This window comes from Mesorhizobium sp. 128a (assembly GCF_053848025.1).
Window position 1 is genome coordinate 65,437 of sequence record NZ_JBSPKY010000015.1, and the last position, 17,102, is coordinate 82,538.

Annotated in this window: 15 protein-coding genes; 9 read left to right on the forward strand and 6 right to left on the reverse strand. The window is 63.0% G+C overall.

Annotated features, from left to right (window positions below):
* Positions 1-29: 29 nt before the first annotated feature.
* The 4 genes from coaE to ACWTU9_RS23425 all read right to left on the reverse strand — a co-directional run bounded on the left by coaE (position 30) and on the right by ACWTU9_RS23425 (position 3,148).
* On the reverse strand, positions 30-629 hold the full coding sequence (gene coaE, locus ACWTU9_RS23410; RefSeq protein ID WP_455860437.1) for a dephospho-CoA kinase: 600 nt from the start codon (positions 627-629) through the stop codon (positions 30-32).
* Between the two features lie 13 nt (positions 630-642).
* Positions 643-1,470: a shikimate dehydrogenase gene (locus ACWTU9_RS23415; RefSeq protein ID WP_455860354.1), complete on the reverse strand. Its 828-nt coding sequence runs from the start codon at positions 1,468-1,470 to the stop codon at positions 643-645.
* Complete coding sequence (locus ACWTU9_RS23420; protein ID WP_455860355.1) at positions 1,463-2,062, reverse strand: Maf-like protein; 600 nt, start codon at positions 2,060-2,062, stop codon at positions 1,463-1,465. Before ACWTU9_RS23420 ends, ACWTU9_RS23415 begins: the two co-directional genes overlap by 8 nt.
* Positions 2,063-2,233: 171 nt before the next feature.
* Complete coding sequence (locus ACWTU9_RS23425) at positions 2,234-3,148, reverse strand: pyruvate, water dikinase regulatory protein (RefSeq protein ID WP_455860356.1); 915 nt, start codon at positions 3,146-3,148, stop codon at positions 2,234-2,236.
* A gap of 311 nt (positions 3,149-3,459) precedes the next feature.
* Between ACWTU9_RS23425 and hemE the strand changes: the two genes are divergently transcribed.
* The 4 genes from hemE (at position 3,460) to yddG (ending at position 7,582) form a co-directional block, all read left to right on the forward strand.
* A complete protein-coding gene (gene hemE, locus ACWTU9_RS23430; RefSeq protein WP_455860357.1) occupies positions 3,460-4,482 on the forward strand; it encodes a uroporphyrinogen decarboxylase in 1,023 nt (340 codons plus the stop codon).
* Complete coding sequence (hemJ, locus tag ACWTU9_RS23435) at positions 4,479-5,012, forward strand: protoporphyrinogen oxidase HemJ (protein ID WP_455860358.1); 534 nt, start codon at positions 4,479-4,481, stop codon at positions 5,010-5,012. Before hemE ends, hemJ begins: the two co-directional genes overlap by 4 nt.
* A 221-nt stretch (positions 5,013-5,233) precedes the next feature.
* Positions 5,234-6,499 (forward strand): transcription termination factor Rho, encoded by a 1,266-nt coding sequence (gene rho / locus ACWTU9_RS23440; RefSeq protein WP_112560220.1) that lies wholly within the window; start codon positions 5,234-5,236, stop codon positions 6,497-6,499.
* Between the two features lie 168 nt (positions 6,500-6,667).
* The gene (gene yddG / locus ACWTU9_RS23445) at positions 6,668-7,582 is read left to right on the forward strand and encodes an aromatic amino acid exporter YddG (protein WP_455860359.1); all 915 of its coding nucleotides are present in this window, start codon (positions 6,668-6,670) and stop codon (positions 7,580-7,582) included.
* A 13-nt stretch (positions 7,583-7,595) separates the two neighbouring features.
* Here the strand turns inward: yddG and ACWTU9_RS23450 are convergent, their stop codons facing one another.
* Entirely contained in the window at positions 7,596-9,614 is a 2,019-nt protein-coding gene (locus ACWTU9_RS23450) for a thioredoxin domain-containing protein (protein WP_455860360.1), read from the reverse strand.
* Positions 9,615-9,677: 63 nt separating this feature from the next.
* On the opposite strand from ACWTU9_RS23450, the gene mnmE reads away from it, so the two are divergent.
* From mnmE to ACWTU9_RS23475, 5 genes are all read left to right on the forward strand, one after another.
* Positions 9,678-11,000 (forward strand): tRNA uridine-5-carboxymethylaminomethyl(34) synthesis GTPase MnmE, encoded by a 1,323-nt coding sequence (mnmE, locus tag ACWTU9_RS23455; RefSeq protein WP_455860361.1) that lies wholly within the window; start codon positions 9,678-9,680, stop codon positions 10,998-11,000.
* A 238-nt stretch (positions 11,001-11,238) separates the two neighbouring features.
* Positions 11,239-13,113: a tRNA uridine-5-carboxymethylaminomethyl(34) synthesis enzyme MnmG gene (gene mnmG / locus ACWTU9_RS23460; RefSeq protein WP_455860362.1), complete on the forward strand. Its 1,875-nt coding sequence runs from the start codon at positions 11,239-11,241 to the stop codon at positions 13,111-13,113.
* Positions 13,110-13,742: a 16S rRNA (guanine(527)-N(7))-methyltransferase RsmG gene (rsmG, locus tag ACWTU9_RS23465; protein WP_455860363.1), complete on the forward strand. Its 633-nt coding sequence runs from the start codon at positions 13,110-13,112 to the stop codon at positions 13,740-13,742. The genes mnmG and rsmG overlap by 4 nt, the downstream gene beginning before the upstream one ends.
* Positions 13,743-13,808: 66 nt before the next feature.
* Positions 13,809-14,606: a ParA family protein gene (locus tag ACWTU9_RS23470; RefSeq protein WP_454575706.1), complete on the forward strand. Its 798-nt coding sequence runs from the start codon at positions 13,809-13,811 to the stop codon at positions 14,604-14,606.
* 64 nt (positions 14,607-14,670) lie between these two features.
* Positions 14,671-15,558 carry a ParB/RepB/Spo0J family partition protein gene (locus ACWTU9_RS23475; RefSeq protein ID WP_455860364.1) on the forward strand — a complete coding sequence of 296 codons (888 nt, stop codon included), beginning with the start codon at positions 14,671-14,673 and terminating at the stop codon, positions 15,556-15,558.
* Positions 15,559-15,800: 242 nt separating this feature from the next.
* Here ACWTU9_RS23475 and holA read toward each other — a convergent pair whose 3' ends face one another.
* Complete coding sequence (gene holA, locus ACWTU9_RS23480) at positions 15,801-16,844, reverse strand: DNA polymerase III subunit delta (RefSeq protein ID WP_455860365.1); 1,044 nt, start codon at positions 16,842-16,844, stop codon at positions 15,801-15,803.
* Positions 16,845-17,102: the final 258 nt, after the last annotated feature.

Consider the following 17,102-nt stretch of genomic DNA (forward strand, 5'->3'; position numbering starts at 1 on the left):
TCCGGCGCTGCCGCGCGCGCCCTGCCCTTTCAACCGCCTGCCTTGCCGGCCCCGGTCAACGCCTCGATAATCGCATTCACTGCGCCACGGGCTGCATCCATCCCCTGCCCGGTGTCGATGACGAAATCTGCCTGGCGGCGTTTTTCGGCGTCGGGCACCTGCTTGGCCAGGATCGCCGCAAGCTTTTCCTCGCTCATGCCGGGCCGCGCCAGCACACGGGCGCGCTGGATGTCGGCCGGCGCGGTGACGACGACAACTTTGTCGATGCGGTTGCGCCCGCCGGTCTCGAACAGCAGTGGAATGTCGAGCACGGCCAGCGGCGCGCCGGCGGCGCGGTGTTTGGCCAGGAAGTCGTCGGCATCGGCCCGCACCAACGGGTGAATGATCGTTTCCAATGTTTTCAGCGCGACCGCGTCGCCCAGCACCCGCGCGCCCAGTTTTGTGCGGTCAACCACACCTGAAACAGTCGTGCCGGGAAAAGCCACCTCGACCAGAGGCGCCGCCTTGCCGGCATAGAGGCGATGCACGGCCTCGTCGGAATCATGCACCGGCACGCCGGCGGCGCTGAACATCTTCGCCGTCGTCGACTTGCCCATGCCGATCGATCCGGTGAGGCCGAGCACGATCATCATTTGACGTCCATCATTTGGCGACGATATCGGCGACGATCATCTGCCGCAATTCGGCAGTGACCTCCGGCTTCTTGCCGAACCAGCGTTCGAAGCCGGGCACGGCCTGATGCAGCAGCATGCCGAGACCGTCGACCGTCTTCAAATTGCGTGCCCGCGCCGCGGCGAGCAGCGGTGTTTCCAGCGGCACATAGACAATATCGGCGACAATGGCGTAGCCCGGCAGGCCGGCAGGATCGGCGGCCAGCGTGGCGTCGCCATGCATGCCGAGCGCCGTGGTGTTGACGAGCAGGCCGGCATCGCCGAGCAAATCGCCCACCGCGCCATGCGCCGAGACGCCGGCGCCGAAGCGGTCGGCCAGTTCCTGCGCCCGCGCCAGGGTACGGTTGACGATGCGGATATCCCTCACGCCACGGACCTTCAGCGCTTGGATGACCGCGCGGGAAGCGCCGCCGGCGCCGAGCACCACGGCCGGGCCGTTCTTGTCCCAGCCCGGCGCATGCTCGTCGAGATTGCCGGCAAAGCCGATCCAGTCCGAATTGCCGCCCCACAGCAGGCTGTCTTCCAGCCACAGCATGTTGACCGCGCCGATCATCTCCGCCGCTTCGTCGCGGCGCTCGACCCGGGCAAAGGCCACCTCCTTGTGCGGGATGGTGACGTTGCCGCCCTGGTAGTCATTGGCCTGCAGCGATGTGAGGAATGCGGGAAAATCGGCGGGCGCGACATCGATGGCGCGGTAGCTGCCGTCAATGCCGTATTTCTTCAGCCAATAGCCATGGATCTTCGGCGAGCGCGAATGCGCGATCGGATGGCCGGTGACGAAAGCTCTTTTCTCAACCATCGATGGCTCCGAGCGCCCGCAATTCCTTCAGCACCGGCAACAGCGGCAGGCCGACAATGGTGAAATAATCGCCTTCGATCTTTTCGAAAAGCTGGATGCCTTCGCCTTCGATCTGGTAGGCGCCGACACTGGCCAGCGCCTTGGCGCCGATGCGGGCGAGATGACGGCCGATGAAAGCAGGATCGAGCTTGCGCATGGTGAGACTGGCGACGCCGACATGACGCCACAGCACCTTGCAGTTACGGCACAGTACTGCGGCACTGTTCAGCTGATGTGTCTTGCCCGACAGCGCCAACAGATGGCGGCGGGCACCTTCCATGTCGGCCGGCTTGTGGAACACCTCGTCGCCAAGCGACAGCGTCTGGTCGCAGCCGAGCACCAGTGCCCCCGGCCTGCGATCGCTGACCTCGGTGGCCTTGGCCTCGGCGAGGATGAGGGCGACATCTTCCGGCGACACGCCGCTGTCCTGCAACGGCGCCTCGAGCGCACGCTCGTCGACCTCGGCCGGGACCGCCTCGATGTCGAGCCCGGCATTGACGAGCATGGCTTTTCGGAATGGGCTGCCGGAGGCAAGAATGATTTTTTCGGTCATGGTTTTTTACGCCTGGTTTTCTGGCACCGACTAGGGTGTTGAGATTCAGGTCAGGCCGCGCCGAAAATGGTGGCTTCCGAGAACCGGAGCGGAGCGTACTTTAAGTACGTGAGCACCGGAAGCGCAGGAAGCCGCCCATTTGCAGGCCGGCATCACCTGAATATCGACGCCCTAGCGATTCTTCCCCCGTAGCGCAACGATGGCCGCCGCGGTCTCCTCGATCGAGCGGCGGCTGACGTCGATCATTGGCCAGTTGTGGCGGGTGCAGATCTGGCGGGCATAGGCGAGCTCTTCGGTGATCATGGCGCGGTCGACATAATCCGTCGCTTCATAGGTGCTGCTGTTGCCCAGGATACGGTTCTGGCGGACATGCGAGATGCGCTCGGCGGTGGCGATCAGGCCGACGATCAGCGGCTTGCTGGCGGCGACCAGGCTTTCAGGCACCGGTACGCCGAGCACGATCGGAATGTTGGCGGTCTTGATGCCGCGGTTGGCGAGATAGATGCTGGTCGGCGTCTTCGATGTCCTGGAAATGCCGATCAGCACGATGTCGGCATCGTCCATATTGGCCGGCAGCTGGCCGTCATCGTGCTCCATGGTGAAGTTGAGCGCATCGATGCGGTGGAAATAGTCGGCGTCGAGCACATGCTGGGCGCCGACGCGGCGGCCGGCCGGCGTGCCGAGATAGGACTGGAACACGGTCAGCACCGGCTCCAGCACCGAGACGCAAGGCAGACCCATGGCGGCGCAGCGCTCGTCAATACCGCGCGCCAGCTTCTGGTCGACGACGGTGTAGAGGATGATGCCCGGCTCCTCCTCGATATCCTCGAACACTTTCGCCACCTGCTTTTCGGTGCGGATGAGCGGGTAGATGTGCTCGATGGCGCGCGCATCCTTGTATTGCGCCGAAGCCGCCCGGCCGGCTGCCAGCAGCGTTTCGCCGGTGGCGTCGGAAATCAGGTGCAGGTGGAAGAAGCTCTGGGGTTTGTTCACAGGGGGCACCTGGGGCTGTGGGCTCGTGTGGATAAACAGGGACCGGAAACGCGACCGGCCGAAGGCGACTGTATCAGAAGGCGGGTTGTCCACAATTCGATGTGCTGTCGGCTTCGTCGGAGGGCTGGGGACAAATCTGGGGACGGGCATTTTTGCCAGCGCTTCATCCACAGAGCCCGTTTTGCGATCCTGACGTCAAGCCCTTGACTCCAGTCAGTGAATCCCGGTCCTCCACACTCTCCTACAATCCCGGATGGGAAGTGCGCGACAATATGCTGGCTGGTCTTTTCCGGGGCAAAGCGGGACAGGAGACAACCACCACAACCAACAGACTCTTAGAATCAGAAGATTCTTAGAAATAAGATATTTGATTTAGAAAGAGGGCTGGGAGAGGCGAGCGCCCCATGCGACGGATCATGCTGGACGTATTGAAGGGCAAGGCAGCGTTTCCGCCGCCACTCTGGATGATGCGTCAGGCCGGGCGCTATCTGCCGGAATACCGCGAGACCCGGAAGCGCGCCGGTTCCTTCCTCGATCTCTGCTACAATCCGGACCTTGCCGTCGAAGTGACGCTGCAGCCGATCGAGCGCTTCGGCTTCGATGCCTCGATCCTGTTTTCGGATATCCTCGTCGTGCCGCATGCGCTGGGCCGTGACGTGCGCTTCGAGGAGGGCCGCGGACCGCTGCTGACGCCGATCACGGCGACCGAGATTTCGGCTCTCGACAGCGAAACGTTTCACGTGAATCTCGAGCCGGTCTACGAGACGGTTCGGCGGTTGCGGGCAAAACTGCCTGAGCAGACGACGCTGATCGGCTTTTGCGGTGCGCCGTGGACGGTGGCGACCTACATGATCGCTGGCCACGGCACGCCGGATCAGGCGCCGGCCAGATTGTTTGCCTATCGCGAGCCGGCCGCGTTCCAACAGCTCTTGAAAGTTTTGGCTGATCATTCAGCGGCCTATTTGATCCGTCAGATCGAAGCCGGCGCTGATGTGGTGCAGATTTTCGATTCCTGGTCCGGCGTGCTCGACGATGCGTCGTTCGACCTGTTCTGCGTGCAGCCCGTGGCGGAGATCGTCCGGCAGGTTCGTGCCGTCCACCCTGATGTTCCGATCATCGGTTTTCCCAAAGGTGCCGGCTCCCACTATGAGAGCTATCGCGAGAAGACCGGTGTGACGGGGCTGGGGATCGACTGGACCGTGCCGCTGACGTCAGCGAAGGTAATGCAGGCCGGTGGCGCCGTGCAGGGCAATCTCGATCCCTTGCGGCTGGTGGCCGGCGGCAAAGCCCTGTCCGATGGCGTCGATGCGATCCTGAGGGCGTTGGGTGACGGGCCGCTGATTTTCAATCTTGGCCACGGTATCACACCGGAGACGCCGGTGGCGCATGTCGAAGCAATGGTGAAGCAGGTGCGGAGCGCGTCATGACCATGATGGGCAAAGATCAGAGCGGCGCCGCCATGCGCCGCGCGGCGATCGCGATAGCCATGTTCCTGGTGCTGGCCGGGCTGGTGTTCTTGGTCGGACCTGAGGATTTCTACCCCTGGGCGAAGGCGGTCCATGTCATCGCCGTCATGTCCTGGATGGCGGGCATGCTCTATATGCCGCGGCTGCTGGTCTACCACGCCGATGCCGAGAAGGGCTCGGCGCAGTCGGAGACGTTCAAGGTGATGGAGCGCCGGCTGCTGCGCGGCATCATCAATCCGGCCATGGTCATCACCTGGGTGTTCGGCCTGTGGCTCGCCTGGAAAGGCTTTGGTTTCCAGGGCGGCTGGCTGCACGCCAAGATCGCGGCGGTGCTTGGCCTGTCGGCCGTTCATGGCTATCTGGCTGGCGCGGTGAGGAAATTTGCCGAGGATCGCAACGAAAAGCCGGCAAGGCACTGGCGGATCGTCAACGAGATCCCCACATTGCTGATGATCGTCATTGTCGTGCTGGTCATCGTCAAGCCGTTTTGAGGCTTCGCGCACCGACCTGAAACCAGAACTGGTTTCCTAAAAAAGCACGATGCGGAGGCCGGAAGGTCCTCCGCAAAAGGCGGCTTGCTCTTTCAACCCACCGACGATACAAGACGGGTCTTCCTTCCCGTCATGCGCCGCCCATTTCGCTTTTCGGCCGCGCCCGGCATTTGTCGCATCCAGCCGATATTTCCCTCAAAAAGCCTACTCAGAGTCCGTCTATGCAAGAAATGAAACTCGCAGAGTTCAAGAACAAGAAACCGCCAGAGCTGATCGCTTATGCCGAATCGCTCGAGGTGGAAAACGCCAGCGTCATGCGCAAGCAGGAGCTGATGTTCGCCATCCTGAAGAAATTGGCCGCCCAGGAAATCGAGATCATCGGTGACGGTGTGGTCGAAGTGCTGCAGGACGGTTTCGGTTTCCTGCGATCCGCTAATGCCAACTACCTGCCAGGTCCCGACGATATCTACATATCGCCCTCGCAGATCCGCCGCTTCTCGCTGAAGACCGGCGATACGGTCGAAGGGCCGATCCGCAGCCCGAAAGAGGGCGAGCGCTATTTCGCGCTGCTCAAGGTCAACACCATCAATTTCGACGATCCCGAAAAGATCCGTCACAAGATCCACTTCGACAATCTGACGCCGCTCTATCCGACCAAGCGGCTGAAGATGGAGATCGACAATCCGACCTCGAAGGACATCTCGCCGCGCGTGATCGACCTGGTGGCGCCCATCGGCAAGGGACAGCGCGCGCTGATCAACGCGCAGCCGCGCACCGGTAAAACCGTGCTGATGCAGAACATCGCGCATTCGATCACGGCCAATCATCCGGAATGCTATCTGATCGTGCTGTTGATTGACGAACGGCCGGAGGAAGTGACCGACATGCAGCGCTCGGTGAAGGGCGAGGTTATCTCCTCGACTTTCGACGAGCCGGCGGTGCGTCACGTCCAGGTCGCCGAAATGGTCATCGAGAAGGCCAAGCGCCTTGTCGAGCATGGCCGCGACGTCGTCATCCTGCTCGATTCGATCACCCGCCTCGGCCGCGCCTACAACACCGTTGTGCCGTCATCCGGCAAGGTGCTGACCGGCGGTGTCGACGCCAATGCGCTGCAGCGGCCGAAGCGCTTCTTCGGTGCCGCCCGCAACATCGAGGAAGGCGGCTCGCTGACCATCATCGCCACCGCGCTGATCGACACCGGCAGCCGCATGGACGAAGTCATCTTCGAAGAGTTCAAGGGTACCGGCAACTGCGAAATCCAGCTCGACCGCAAGGTGGCTGACAAGCGCATCTATCCGGCCATGGACATCTTGAAGTCCGGCACCCGCAAGGAAGACCTTCTGGTCTCCAAGCAGGATCTGCAGAAGATCTTCGTGCTGCGCCGCATCCTGGCGCCGATGGGAACCACCGACGCGATCGAGTTCCTCATCGACAAGCTGAAGCAGACCAAGACGAATGCGGACTTCTTCGATTCGATGAACACCTAACCGGTTTGTCGGATCCAATCGGTCCATGTGTTAAAGCCCCGTTCCGGGAAACCGGGATGGGGCTTTTTGCTGGACGGGTCGCTTTCCCGATATCGGATGACCGTTCGCGGCAGCGCGCAGCATACTCTTTGTGCGAACACTCGGCCCTTCGAGGCTGGAACGGGCGACGTGAAGAAGACCATCCCCACTCTGATCGGGTTTTCGGCCATTTTGACATGGTCGTTCCTGGCGCTGCTTTCGACCGCGGCGGGACCGATTCCGCCCTTTCAACTGGCAGCGATGACGTTCCTGCTTGGCGGGATGGTCGGCGCGTCGAGCTGGCTTGTGCGCCCGGCAGCGATCCGGTCGTTGCGCCAGCCATGGCAGGTCTGGGCGCTTGGTACGGCGGGGCTGTGCATCTACCACTGCGCCTATTTCTTCGCCATTCAGTCGGCGCCGCCGGTTGAAGTCAGTCTGATCGCTTATCTCTGGCCGCTGCTGATTGTCGTCTTCGCCGCCTTCCTGCCGGGAGAAAAGCTCAGACTTCATCATATTGTCGGGGTCGTCCTTGGTCTGGCTGGTGCCATCGTGGTGATCACCAAGGGCGGCAACGTCGGCTTGGCCAATGGCGTGATGAAGGGCCATGTCATCGCGCTGTTCTGTGCTTTCATCTGGGCCGGCTATTCGGTTCTGTCGCGCCGTTTCGGCGAGGTACCGACCGATGTCGTCGCCGGCTACTGCTTCATCACTGCGGCGGTTGCCTTGGTGTTGCACCTGACGCTCGAGACAACCGTCTGGCCACAGACGTCTATGCAGTGGAGCGCCATCGTCATTCTGGGCGCCATACCGCTCGGCGCCGGCTTCTATGCCTGGGATTATGGCTGCAAGCACGGGGACATCATGATCCTTGGTGCCCTCTCCTATGCCGCGCCGTTGTTTTCAGTGATCGTGCTTCTGCTAGCAGGCTTTGGCGTGTTTCATTGGTCAGTCGCCGTGGCCTGCATCCTGATCACGGTCGGAGCGGTGATCGCAGCCAAGGATTTGCTGCTCAAGCCTCAGTCGCCCGCTAGTGACGCGATGCCGCTGCCTTCGGCCTCGGACTGAAAGACTGGCTGAGCTATTGGCGTCGCAGCAGCAGTTCGAGTTCCTGCGGATCGGTCACCACCGGCAGACAGGCCTGGCCGGTGCACAACCAGGCGCCCGGTCTGTCGGTCGGCGGCAGGACCCCACCCGGCAATGTCGGTCGATTCGCTTCCGTTCCGATTGCCACGACAATGTCGACGCGGCGCGGGTCGGGATTCCGATTCGCAACCGGAACGAGGCTTGGACTCTCTAGCGAAACGACGAGCACCAGCTTCAATGGTTCCAGCGTTAGGGCACAGGCGTTGACGATGCCGGCTTGGCCATAGGACTGGTGCCCTGCCCGACCCATGGCGTGTTCGGCGACCCGCCATGCTCTCTCCTGCAGATCGAGATCGCCGGTGACCGAAGCCAACCGAACGAGCGCTTCGATGATCTGGCTGCTGGCGGAAGAAATCGCCTCGTCGACATCGCCGCGGATGCGGATCGGCACGTCGGTGCTGTCCGATGACGTCAGATAGTAGCCGGTGCCGTCGCTATCCCGATGCCAGCGATCCAGCTGGTCGATGAATTCAGTTGCCTGCTCGATGTAGCCCGAATCGCCCTTGGCTTCGAACAGCGCAATCGCCGCATTGGTCATCGCGGCATAGTCGCTGGACAGTGCCGGAAACAGTTTCTTGGCGCCGAGCATGGAGTGCGGCAGGCGTCCGTCGTGACCGGCTCCGGCGATGTGGGCGAAAGCCTTTGCTGCTGCATCGATCCAGTCGCGCCGGTTCAGTGACCGGCCGGCCTCGGCAAGGGCCGCGATCATCAACCCGTTCCAGTCGGTCAGCGCCTTGCCGTCCCTACCCGGGCGGACGCGCTGCTCTCGTGCCGCCAGCAGCTTTGCCCTCAGCGGGAGCAGTACCTCCCGATCAGTCACACTTTGGCTTTGCTGCGCGTCGGTCTGATGGATGATCGGCTTGCCTTCCCAGCCATGCGGCGCGGAAAGCGTGAAGTATTTGAAAAACAAGGCCGAATCATCACCGAGCACGGTTTCGATCTCTGCCTTGCTCCAGGTGTAGAACAGCCCCTCCTCGCCGTCGCTGTCGGCATCGAGGCTGGCGGCGAAGGCATCGCCGTCGACGCGCATTTCGCGCAGCAGCCAGGCGACCGTGTCTTCGATTCGTACCCGGAACAAATCATTGCCGGTAGCGGCATAGGCCCAGTTGCACAGGCGGATGAGCTGCGCATTGTCATAGAGCATCTTTTCGAAATGCGGCACCAGCCATTCGGCATCGGTGGAATAGCGGCTGAGCCCGCCACCGACATGGTCGTAAATGCCGCCGCCCAGCATCTTTTCCAGGCTGACGAGAACGGCGTCGCGATGCGACGGGACGCCGTCGCGCAGCCAGGACAGCCACAGCGTGGACATGAAGGGCGCGTTCGGAAACTTCGGTGCGCCGCGCAGGCCGCCGAGATCCCTGTCGATCATGCCGTCGATGCGGGCGGCGAGATCGCTGAGCGTCTCCTTGTCGAGCGCGGCCTTGGCGTGGACGCCGGCCAGCCGCGCCTCGACATGACTGGTCAGGCCGTCGGCACTCTGGTCGAGACTTTCCCGCTTGTCGCGCCATGCCTTGTCGACGGCTTCCATTACCTGGATGAAGCCAGGGCGGCCATAACGCGCCTCGCGTGGAAAATAGGTTCCGCCCCAGAACGGTTTGCCGTCGGGGTTGAGGAACATGGTCAGCGGCCAGCCGCCCTGCTCGCCCATCGACGACAAGGCCGCCATGTAGATCTGGTCGATGTCCGGCCTCTCCTCACGATCGACCTTGATATTGACGAACAGCCGGTTCATGACGGCGGCGACGTTGTCGTTTTCAAAGCTTTCATGCGCCATGACATGACACCAGTGGCAGGCGGCATAGCCGACCGAAAGCAGGATCGGCCGCTGCAACGCCTTGGCTTCGGCCAATGCCGCCGGCGACCAGGCCCGCCAATGCACCGGATTGCCGCTGTGCTGCTGCAGATAGGGGCTGGCTTCGTCGGCAAGCAGGTTTTGCGCAGGCAAGGTCACTGTGGGCAAGCTCGGTTTGGCGGGTGATGTTTTCAAGCTAGGGCTGTTCAGAAGAGCGGGCAAATGATTTCAGGCGATTCGATTGTAGCGCTGTCCAGTGGCCGGCTGCCCGCCGGCATCGCCGTCATCCGTATTTCCGGGCCGAAGACTCGATTCGTAGTCGAAACGATTGCCGGAAGCATGGTTAAGAACCGTGCTGCCACCTTGCGCAGGCTTCGGGCTGCCGACGGATCGCTGATCGACAACGGCCTGGTGCTGTTTTTTCCGGGGCCGAACAGTTTTACCGGTGACGATGTCGCCGAATTCCACGTCCATGGCGGCCGCGCCGTTGCCGGCAAGATGCTGGAGACGATCGCCGCCTTTGATGGTGTGCGCCATGCCGCGCCGGGCGAATTCACGCGGCGCGCCTTTCTCAACGGGAAGCTGGATTTGGTCGAGACCGAGGCGCTGGCCGATTTGGTCAATGCCGAAACCGAGGCGCAGCGCCGCTTTGCGGTGCAGAATGCGGAGGGTGTGCAGAGCACGCTCTATCTTGGCTGGCGTCGGCGACTGATCCATGCGCGGGCGATGATCGAGGCGGAAATCGACTTTGCCGACGAGGACGACGTGCCGGGTTCGGTTTCGGACACGGTCTGGTCGGATGTCAAAGCGATGATCGGCGAGATCGGTCGGCATATCGACGGATTCCGTGCCGCCGAGATCATCCGTGACGGTTTCGAGGTCGTGATTCTCGGGGCGCCGAATGCCGGCAAGTCCAGCCTGTTCAACGCGCTGGCGCGGCGCGAGGCGGCGATCGTCACCGATGAACCCGGCACGACGCGCGATCTGCTCGAGGTGATGCTGGACCTTGACGGCGTGCGAGTCCGGATCACCGACACGGCCGGGCTGCGCGAGGCGCCGGGAAAGGTCGAGGCGATTGGCATCGAGAAGGCGCGGGCCAAGGCGCATACGGCGGACCTGATGTTGCTGCTGGAGGACCTGGCGAGCCCGACCGCTATCGGCGAGATTCCGGCCGACATCCCCGCTTTGCGGATTGGCACCAAGGTTGATCTGCTGAGGGGTCAACGGCCGTGGGGCAGCTATGATGCGTTGATATCGACGGTGGAAGGCACCGGGCTGGCTGAACTGCTGGCCGAAATTGGCGGGCGCGCCGCTGCCGCGATCGGCGATGCCGGAGACATCCTGCCGTCACGGCTGCGGCATGTGGAGCTGCTGAACGAGACGAAGGTTTACCTGGCATCGGCCTTGTCGGGGGTGGGGAGCGGTCAGGAACTGCGGGCGGAGGAACTACGCCTTGCGGCGGACCGACTGGGTCGCATCGTCGGCGCCGTCGATGTTGAGGACTTGCTCGACGTGATCTTCTCGCAGTTTTGCATTGGGAAGTGACTCACGTGAAACGCTGCAGCGGTGGACTGGACCCACCTGAAACACGGACCGATCCTTGTTTCACGTGAAACGGACCGGGATGGGTCGGCCACAGCGCGGCGCTGCCGCTGCCAAATGATTCACGTGAAACTACCGGGCAATCTCCATCAGTCCCACGTGAAACGAATCGCCTTCCATCCTTGACAGTGCCGGGCTGCCGGGGACATGTGTCGGGCAATCTCTGAATCTGGAACACAAAATGATCGATCACTATGATGTGGTTGTGGTGGGCGGCGGCCATGCCGGGTGCGAGGCGGCGAGCGCTGCCGCGCGCGCCGGCGCCAGGACGGCGCTGGTCACGCTGCGCTTCGACACGATCGGCGTCATGTCCTGCAATCCGGCGATCGGCGGGCTCGGCAAAGGCCATCTGGTGCGCGAGATCGACGCCATGGACGGGCTGATGGGCCGGGTCGCCGACGGGGCAGGCATCCAGTTCCGCCTGCTCAATCGCCGCAAGGGTCCCGCCGTGCGCGGGCCGCGCACGCAGGCTGATCGCAAGCTTTATCGGCTGGCCATGCAGGAAGCGATTCGGCAGCAGAACGATCTTGATGTTGTCGAGGGCGAGGTCCTGGACTTCGAGATCGAAGAAGGACGGATCGCCGCCGTGCTCCTGGCCGACGGCCGCCGACTGGCCTGTGGCGCCGTCGTGCTGACCACCGGCACCTTTTTGCGCGGGCTCATCCATATTGGCGAGAAGAAGATCGTCGCCGGGCGCATGAACGAACAGGCGAGCCTCGGTCTCTCGGCAACGATGAGCCGCGCCGGCTTTTCATTGGGACGACTGAAGACCGGGACGCCGCCGCGGCTCGATGGCCGCACCATCGACTGGGCGTCGCTGGAAAGTCAGGCTGCGGATGAGGATCCGGTTCCATTTTCGCTGCTAACCGACACGATCAAGAATCCGCAGATCCAATGCGGCATCACACGCACGACGCCGGCGACGCACGCGCTGATCCGCGCCAATCTCGGCCGCTCGGCCATGTATTCCGGCTCTATCGAAGGCGTCGGGCCGCGCTATTGCCCATCGATCGAGGACAAGATCGTCAAGTTCGGGGATCGCGAGGGCCATCAGATCTTTCTCGAGCCGGAAGGCCTCGACGACGACACCGTCTACCCCAATGGTATTTCGACCTCCCTGCCCGAGGATGTGCAACTCGACATTCTGAAGACAATCCCGGGCCTTGAGCGCGCGACCATGCTGCAGCCGGGCTATGCCATCGAATACGACCACGTCGATCCGCGCGAACTCGAGCCGACGCTGGAAACCAGGCGCATCGCAGGCCTTTTCCTGGCCGGGCAGATCAACGGCACCACCGGTTATGAAGAAGCCGGCGCGCAAGGTCTGCTCGCCGGGCTGAATGCCGCGCGCAAGGCGTCGGCCGGCGAGCAAATCGTGCTTAGCCGGACCGAGGCTTATATCGGCGTGATGGTCGATGACCTCACCAGCCGCGGTATCACTGAGCCTTACCGCATGTTTACGTCGCGGGCCGAGTTCCGGCTGTCCTTGCGAGCGGACAATGCCGACGAGCGGCTGACGCCGCTGGCGGCACGGCTGGGGATAGCCTCGCTTGAGCGGACGCGGCGGTTCAACCAAGTTACTGAGGATCTTGATAAGGCGCGCGAGCTGGCGATTGCCACGACGATGACGCCGAATGAAGCGGCGCGGCATGGGCTGGAGGTCAACAGGGATGGCGTGCGCCGGTCCGCCTATGAGTTGCTGGCCTATCCCGGCGTCGATGTCGCCTGGCTGACGCGGGTCGCGCCGGCATTTGGCGCGATCGACGCCAAGACTGCGGAACGGCTCGAAACGGAAGCGAAATATTCGGTTTATCTAGATCGGCAGCAGGCCGATGTCGCCCAGATCCGCCATGGGGAAAGTCGGTTGATCCCGGCCTCGGTCAATTTTGCCGATGTTCCTGGCCTCTCCAATGAGCTGAAGCAGAAGATGCGGACACGCCAGCCGCGCTCGATTGCCGATGCCCAGCGCATGGAAGGCATGACGCCGGCGGCGCTGGCGATCATCATCACGCATGTCCGCAATGCCGAAGCGGCGGCGCAAAGGGCCGTTGCGTGAGCGTAGCCTCGTGGACGAGCCTGCAAGAGGCCGCGGGACCGGTTTCACGTGAAACATTCGAGCGCCTGGTGGCGTTCGAACAGCTGTTCCTGAAATGGAACCGCAGCATCAACCTGGCCGCACCGTCGACGCTGGACGATGTCTGGGGCCGTCATATTCTGGACAGCGCCCAGCTGGCGCGAATCGCTCCCGAGGCAAAACGCTGGGCCGATCTCGGCTCAGGCGGTGGTTTCCCCGGCCTGGTGCTGGCTTTCCTGCTGGCCGAGCGTGACGGGGCGTCGATCGACCTGGTCGAGAGCAACCGCAAGAAAGCGTCGTTCCTGCAAGCTGTCATCGGCCAGTTCGGTTTGCCGGCTCGGGTCGTTGCGCGGCGCATCGACGACAGCTATGCGCTTGTTTCCGCACCGGAAATCGTCACCGCGAGAGCACTCGCCGCGTTACCCGCGCTGCTCGATCTGTCGGCGCCATGGCTAACCAAGGGCTCGCGCGCGCTGTTCCACAAAGGCCGGGATTACCGTGCCGAAGTGGAAGAAAGCACTCACCGCTGGGCCTTCGATCTGGTAGAACATCCGAGCATGACCGACGCCCATGGCGTCATCCTCGAAGTGACCGATCTGCGGGCTGCGTAAGCTTCCCTTCGCAACCGCTTTGACGACCCTTTTGGCGACCCGCGAATGAATATTTGGCATAGACCCATGAAAACCGGACCCCGCATCATCACCGTCGCCAACCAGAAGGGCGGCGTCGGCAAGACCACCACCGCCATCAATCTGGCCACGGCGCTGGCCGCCATCGGCGAAAAGGTGCTGATCGTCGATCTCGATCCGCAAGGCAATGCCTCGACGGGTCTCGGCATCGACCGCAAGGACCGCACCGTATCGTCCTATGACGTGCTGACCGGCGAGCTAGGCCTGGAAGCGGCGGCGATACCGACGGCGGTGCCTGGCCTCTCGATCGTGCCGTCGACGCTCGATCTGCTCGGCATCGAGATGGAGATCGCATCGGCGCCCGACCGGGTGCTCAAACTGCGCAATGCGCTGCGCGCCGCGACCGAACGCGGTGCACCCTTCGGTTATGTGCTGATCGACTGCCCGCCATCGCTCAACCTTTTGACTTTGAATTCAATGGCGGCAGCCGATTCTGTTCTTGTGCCGCTGCAATGCGAGTTCTTCGCCCTGGAAGGTCTCAGCCAATTGCTGGAAACGGTCGAGCAGGTGCGCCGTACGATCAATCCTGAGCTGATCATCCAGGGCATCGTCCTGACCATGTATGACGGCCGCAACAACCTCGCCAACCAGGTGGTGCAGGATGTGCGGGCGCATATGGGCGACAAGGTCTACGAGACCATCATCCCGCGCAATGTTCGGGTGTCGGAGGCGCCGTCCTACGGCAAGCCGGCGATCCTCTACGATCTCAAATGCTCAGGCAGCCAGGCCTATCTGCAACTGGCATCCGAAGTGATCCGCCGCGAGCGCAAATTGCGCGCCGCTTGATTAGGCTTGGCTGAAGTACCAAGCCGATTCGATACCGAAACGATTCAAAGCCCTGGAATCAAGAATGAGCGAAGACCTTTCGAGAAAGAGACTGGGCCGCGGCCTCGCGGCGCTGATCGGCGAGATCGATCGCCCCGTGGCGCCGGAAAAGCCGTCCGCAAACGCCGACGGCAAGGTGCCGATCGAGTTCCTGAGCCCGAACCCGAAAAACCCGCGACGGCACTTTGGCGATTCCGACCTGACCGACCTCGCCCAGTCGATCCGCGAGCATGGCGTGGTGCAGCCGGTGGTGGCGCGGCCATCGCCGACCCAGGCCGGCCGCTACGAGATCATCGCCGGCGAACGGCGCTGGCGCGCGGCGCAGCGCGCCGGTCTGACCGAAATCCCGATTATCGTGCGCGACGTCAATGACCGCACGGCGCTCGAACTGGCGATCATCGAGAACGTCCAGCGCACGGACCTCAATCCGGTCGAGGAAGCGCTGGGTTACCAGCAGCTGATCGACGATCATGGCTACACCCAGGCCGATCTCGGCAATGTCATTGGCAAGAGCCGCAGCCATGTCGCCAACACGCTCAGGCTGCTCAAGCTGCCCGACGTGATCCGCGACATGCTGGTCGACGGCGCGCTGTCCGCCGGTCACGCCCGCACGCTGGTGACGGCGCAGGACCCGGCCGGGCTTGCCAAGCAGATCGTCGAAGAGGGGCTTTCGGTACGCCAGGCCGAAGCGCTGGCGCAGATGCCGGCGGCCGGCGCGCCGCCCAAGGCCAAGCCGGCGCAAGGCGCATCGGACAAGGATGCTGATACTCTGGCGCTGGAAAAGCTGATGACGGATACGATCGGCATGATCGTGAATGTCGACCACAAGGGCAAGGGCGGCACGCTGCGCATCGCCTATCGCTCGCTGGAACAGCTCGATGAGTTGTGCCGGCGGTTGAAGGACGAGCGGTAGGCAGTTGAGGCTGCTGGGTATTTAGCCGGCGAATGAAGTTCCGGCTTAAGATTAGGGTTTCCCGCTGATATATCGGTGATAGACAACGGAAAGGGTCGGCACCGCGCGAAAGAAGGGCTTGCTTACGCCCAGAGCCTCGAACCCGGTGAGCGTCTCCATGGCGAACTGAGAGGTCGGCGGGACGGCGCCCCCCTCAATCCTGCCGGACATCTCCCCCACAAGTGGGGAGATTGGCCAATCGCCTACCGCTGCGCCAGCCTCGCGCTCTCCACCGCAATGCCAAGCAGTGCCTGCCTTGCCAGCGCTTCGGACAGGTCCGGCCGTTTGCGAGTCTGCAGCACGGCCGTCTGCAATCGGTTCAGTGCGCGACTGAGCGCGTCGACGTTCCAGCGTTCGAGTGCCTTCTCCACGAGCTTGCGCCGCGAGAAGAAAACCGGGGGACGGGCGCTGGCGACCGCCGAGGCAGCGTTGCGGCCGGCGGAGTCCATCTGGCCGCGCATGACCTGGATCTGCTGCAATTGCCGCATGGCGGATGACAATACCAGGAAGGGGTGACCGCCGGACTGGCAGTGCCGGGTGTAGGCAATGTCGAAGTCGCCGATCTTGCCTTCGAGCACGGCATCGACGGCGTCGTCGAAGGAGGCGCCCGAGACATCGCCGGACATTGCCCTGACGTCGTCGAGGCCGATTTCCTTCTGGCCGTGGGCGTAGAGCAGCAGCTTGTCGATCTCGCCGCGCGAGGCCAGCCGGTCGCCGCCGAGATTACGGCGCAGCGCCTGGCGGGCGTCGAGCGTCATCGACATGCCGGCCTTGCGCAACTCATCGTCGATGACGGTGTCGATGTCGCGGGCCTCGTCGGCATAGCAGGGCAGCGCCATGGCGTTGTCGGCGGCTTCGACAATGGCGCGCAGCCCGATGCCCTTTTTGAGGTCACCGGCCTCGATGAGGATGATGGCGTCGCGCGCGGGCTCCGCCGTCAGCGCCTTGACGTCGTCGGCCAGCGCTTTCTGGCCGCTGGCATTGCGCACCCACAACAGCCGGCGGTCGGAAAACATCGGCACGGTGCGCGCTTCGTCAAGCAGCCGGCCCTGGTCGCGGTCGACCTCCGCGCCGTCGAGCCTCACCACCGAGAAGGGATCGTCGAGCGGCAGGCCGGTCTTTTCGGCAAAGGCTTTTGCCCGCTCGGCGACGAGGCCGCGGTCGGGGCCGTAAAGCAGGACGATGGCGAAGCGCGCGTCCGGCTTCGCCAGCCACGAATCGACTTCGTATCCTTTTTTCTGCGCCATGGAGGGTGGTTAGCACGTGGGGAGGGCGGAGTGAACGGAGAAGCGGGCGTCTTGCCGCTTCGCGGCAATCCACCTTCTCCCTCAAGGGGAGAAGGCAAGGCCGCGCGAGCCGTCCTACCGCTCAATGCCTTATGTGGCGGAAAACCCTGCGTAATCTTGTCCCTAATTGCGCGCTGCCCCAAAACATCGACAAGAAATTTCGTCGCCATATCTGCATCTTGGCGCCGGGTGCCATAAGTCGGCTTTCAACGGCCGGCG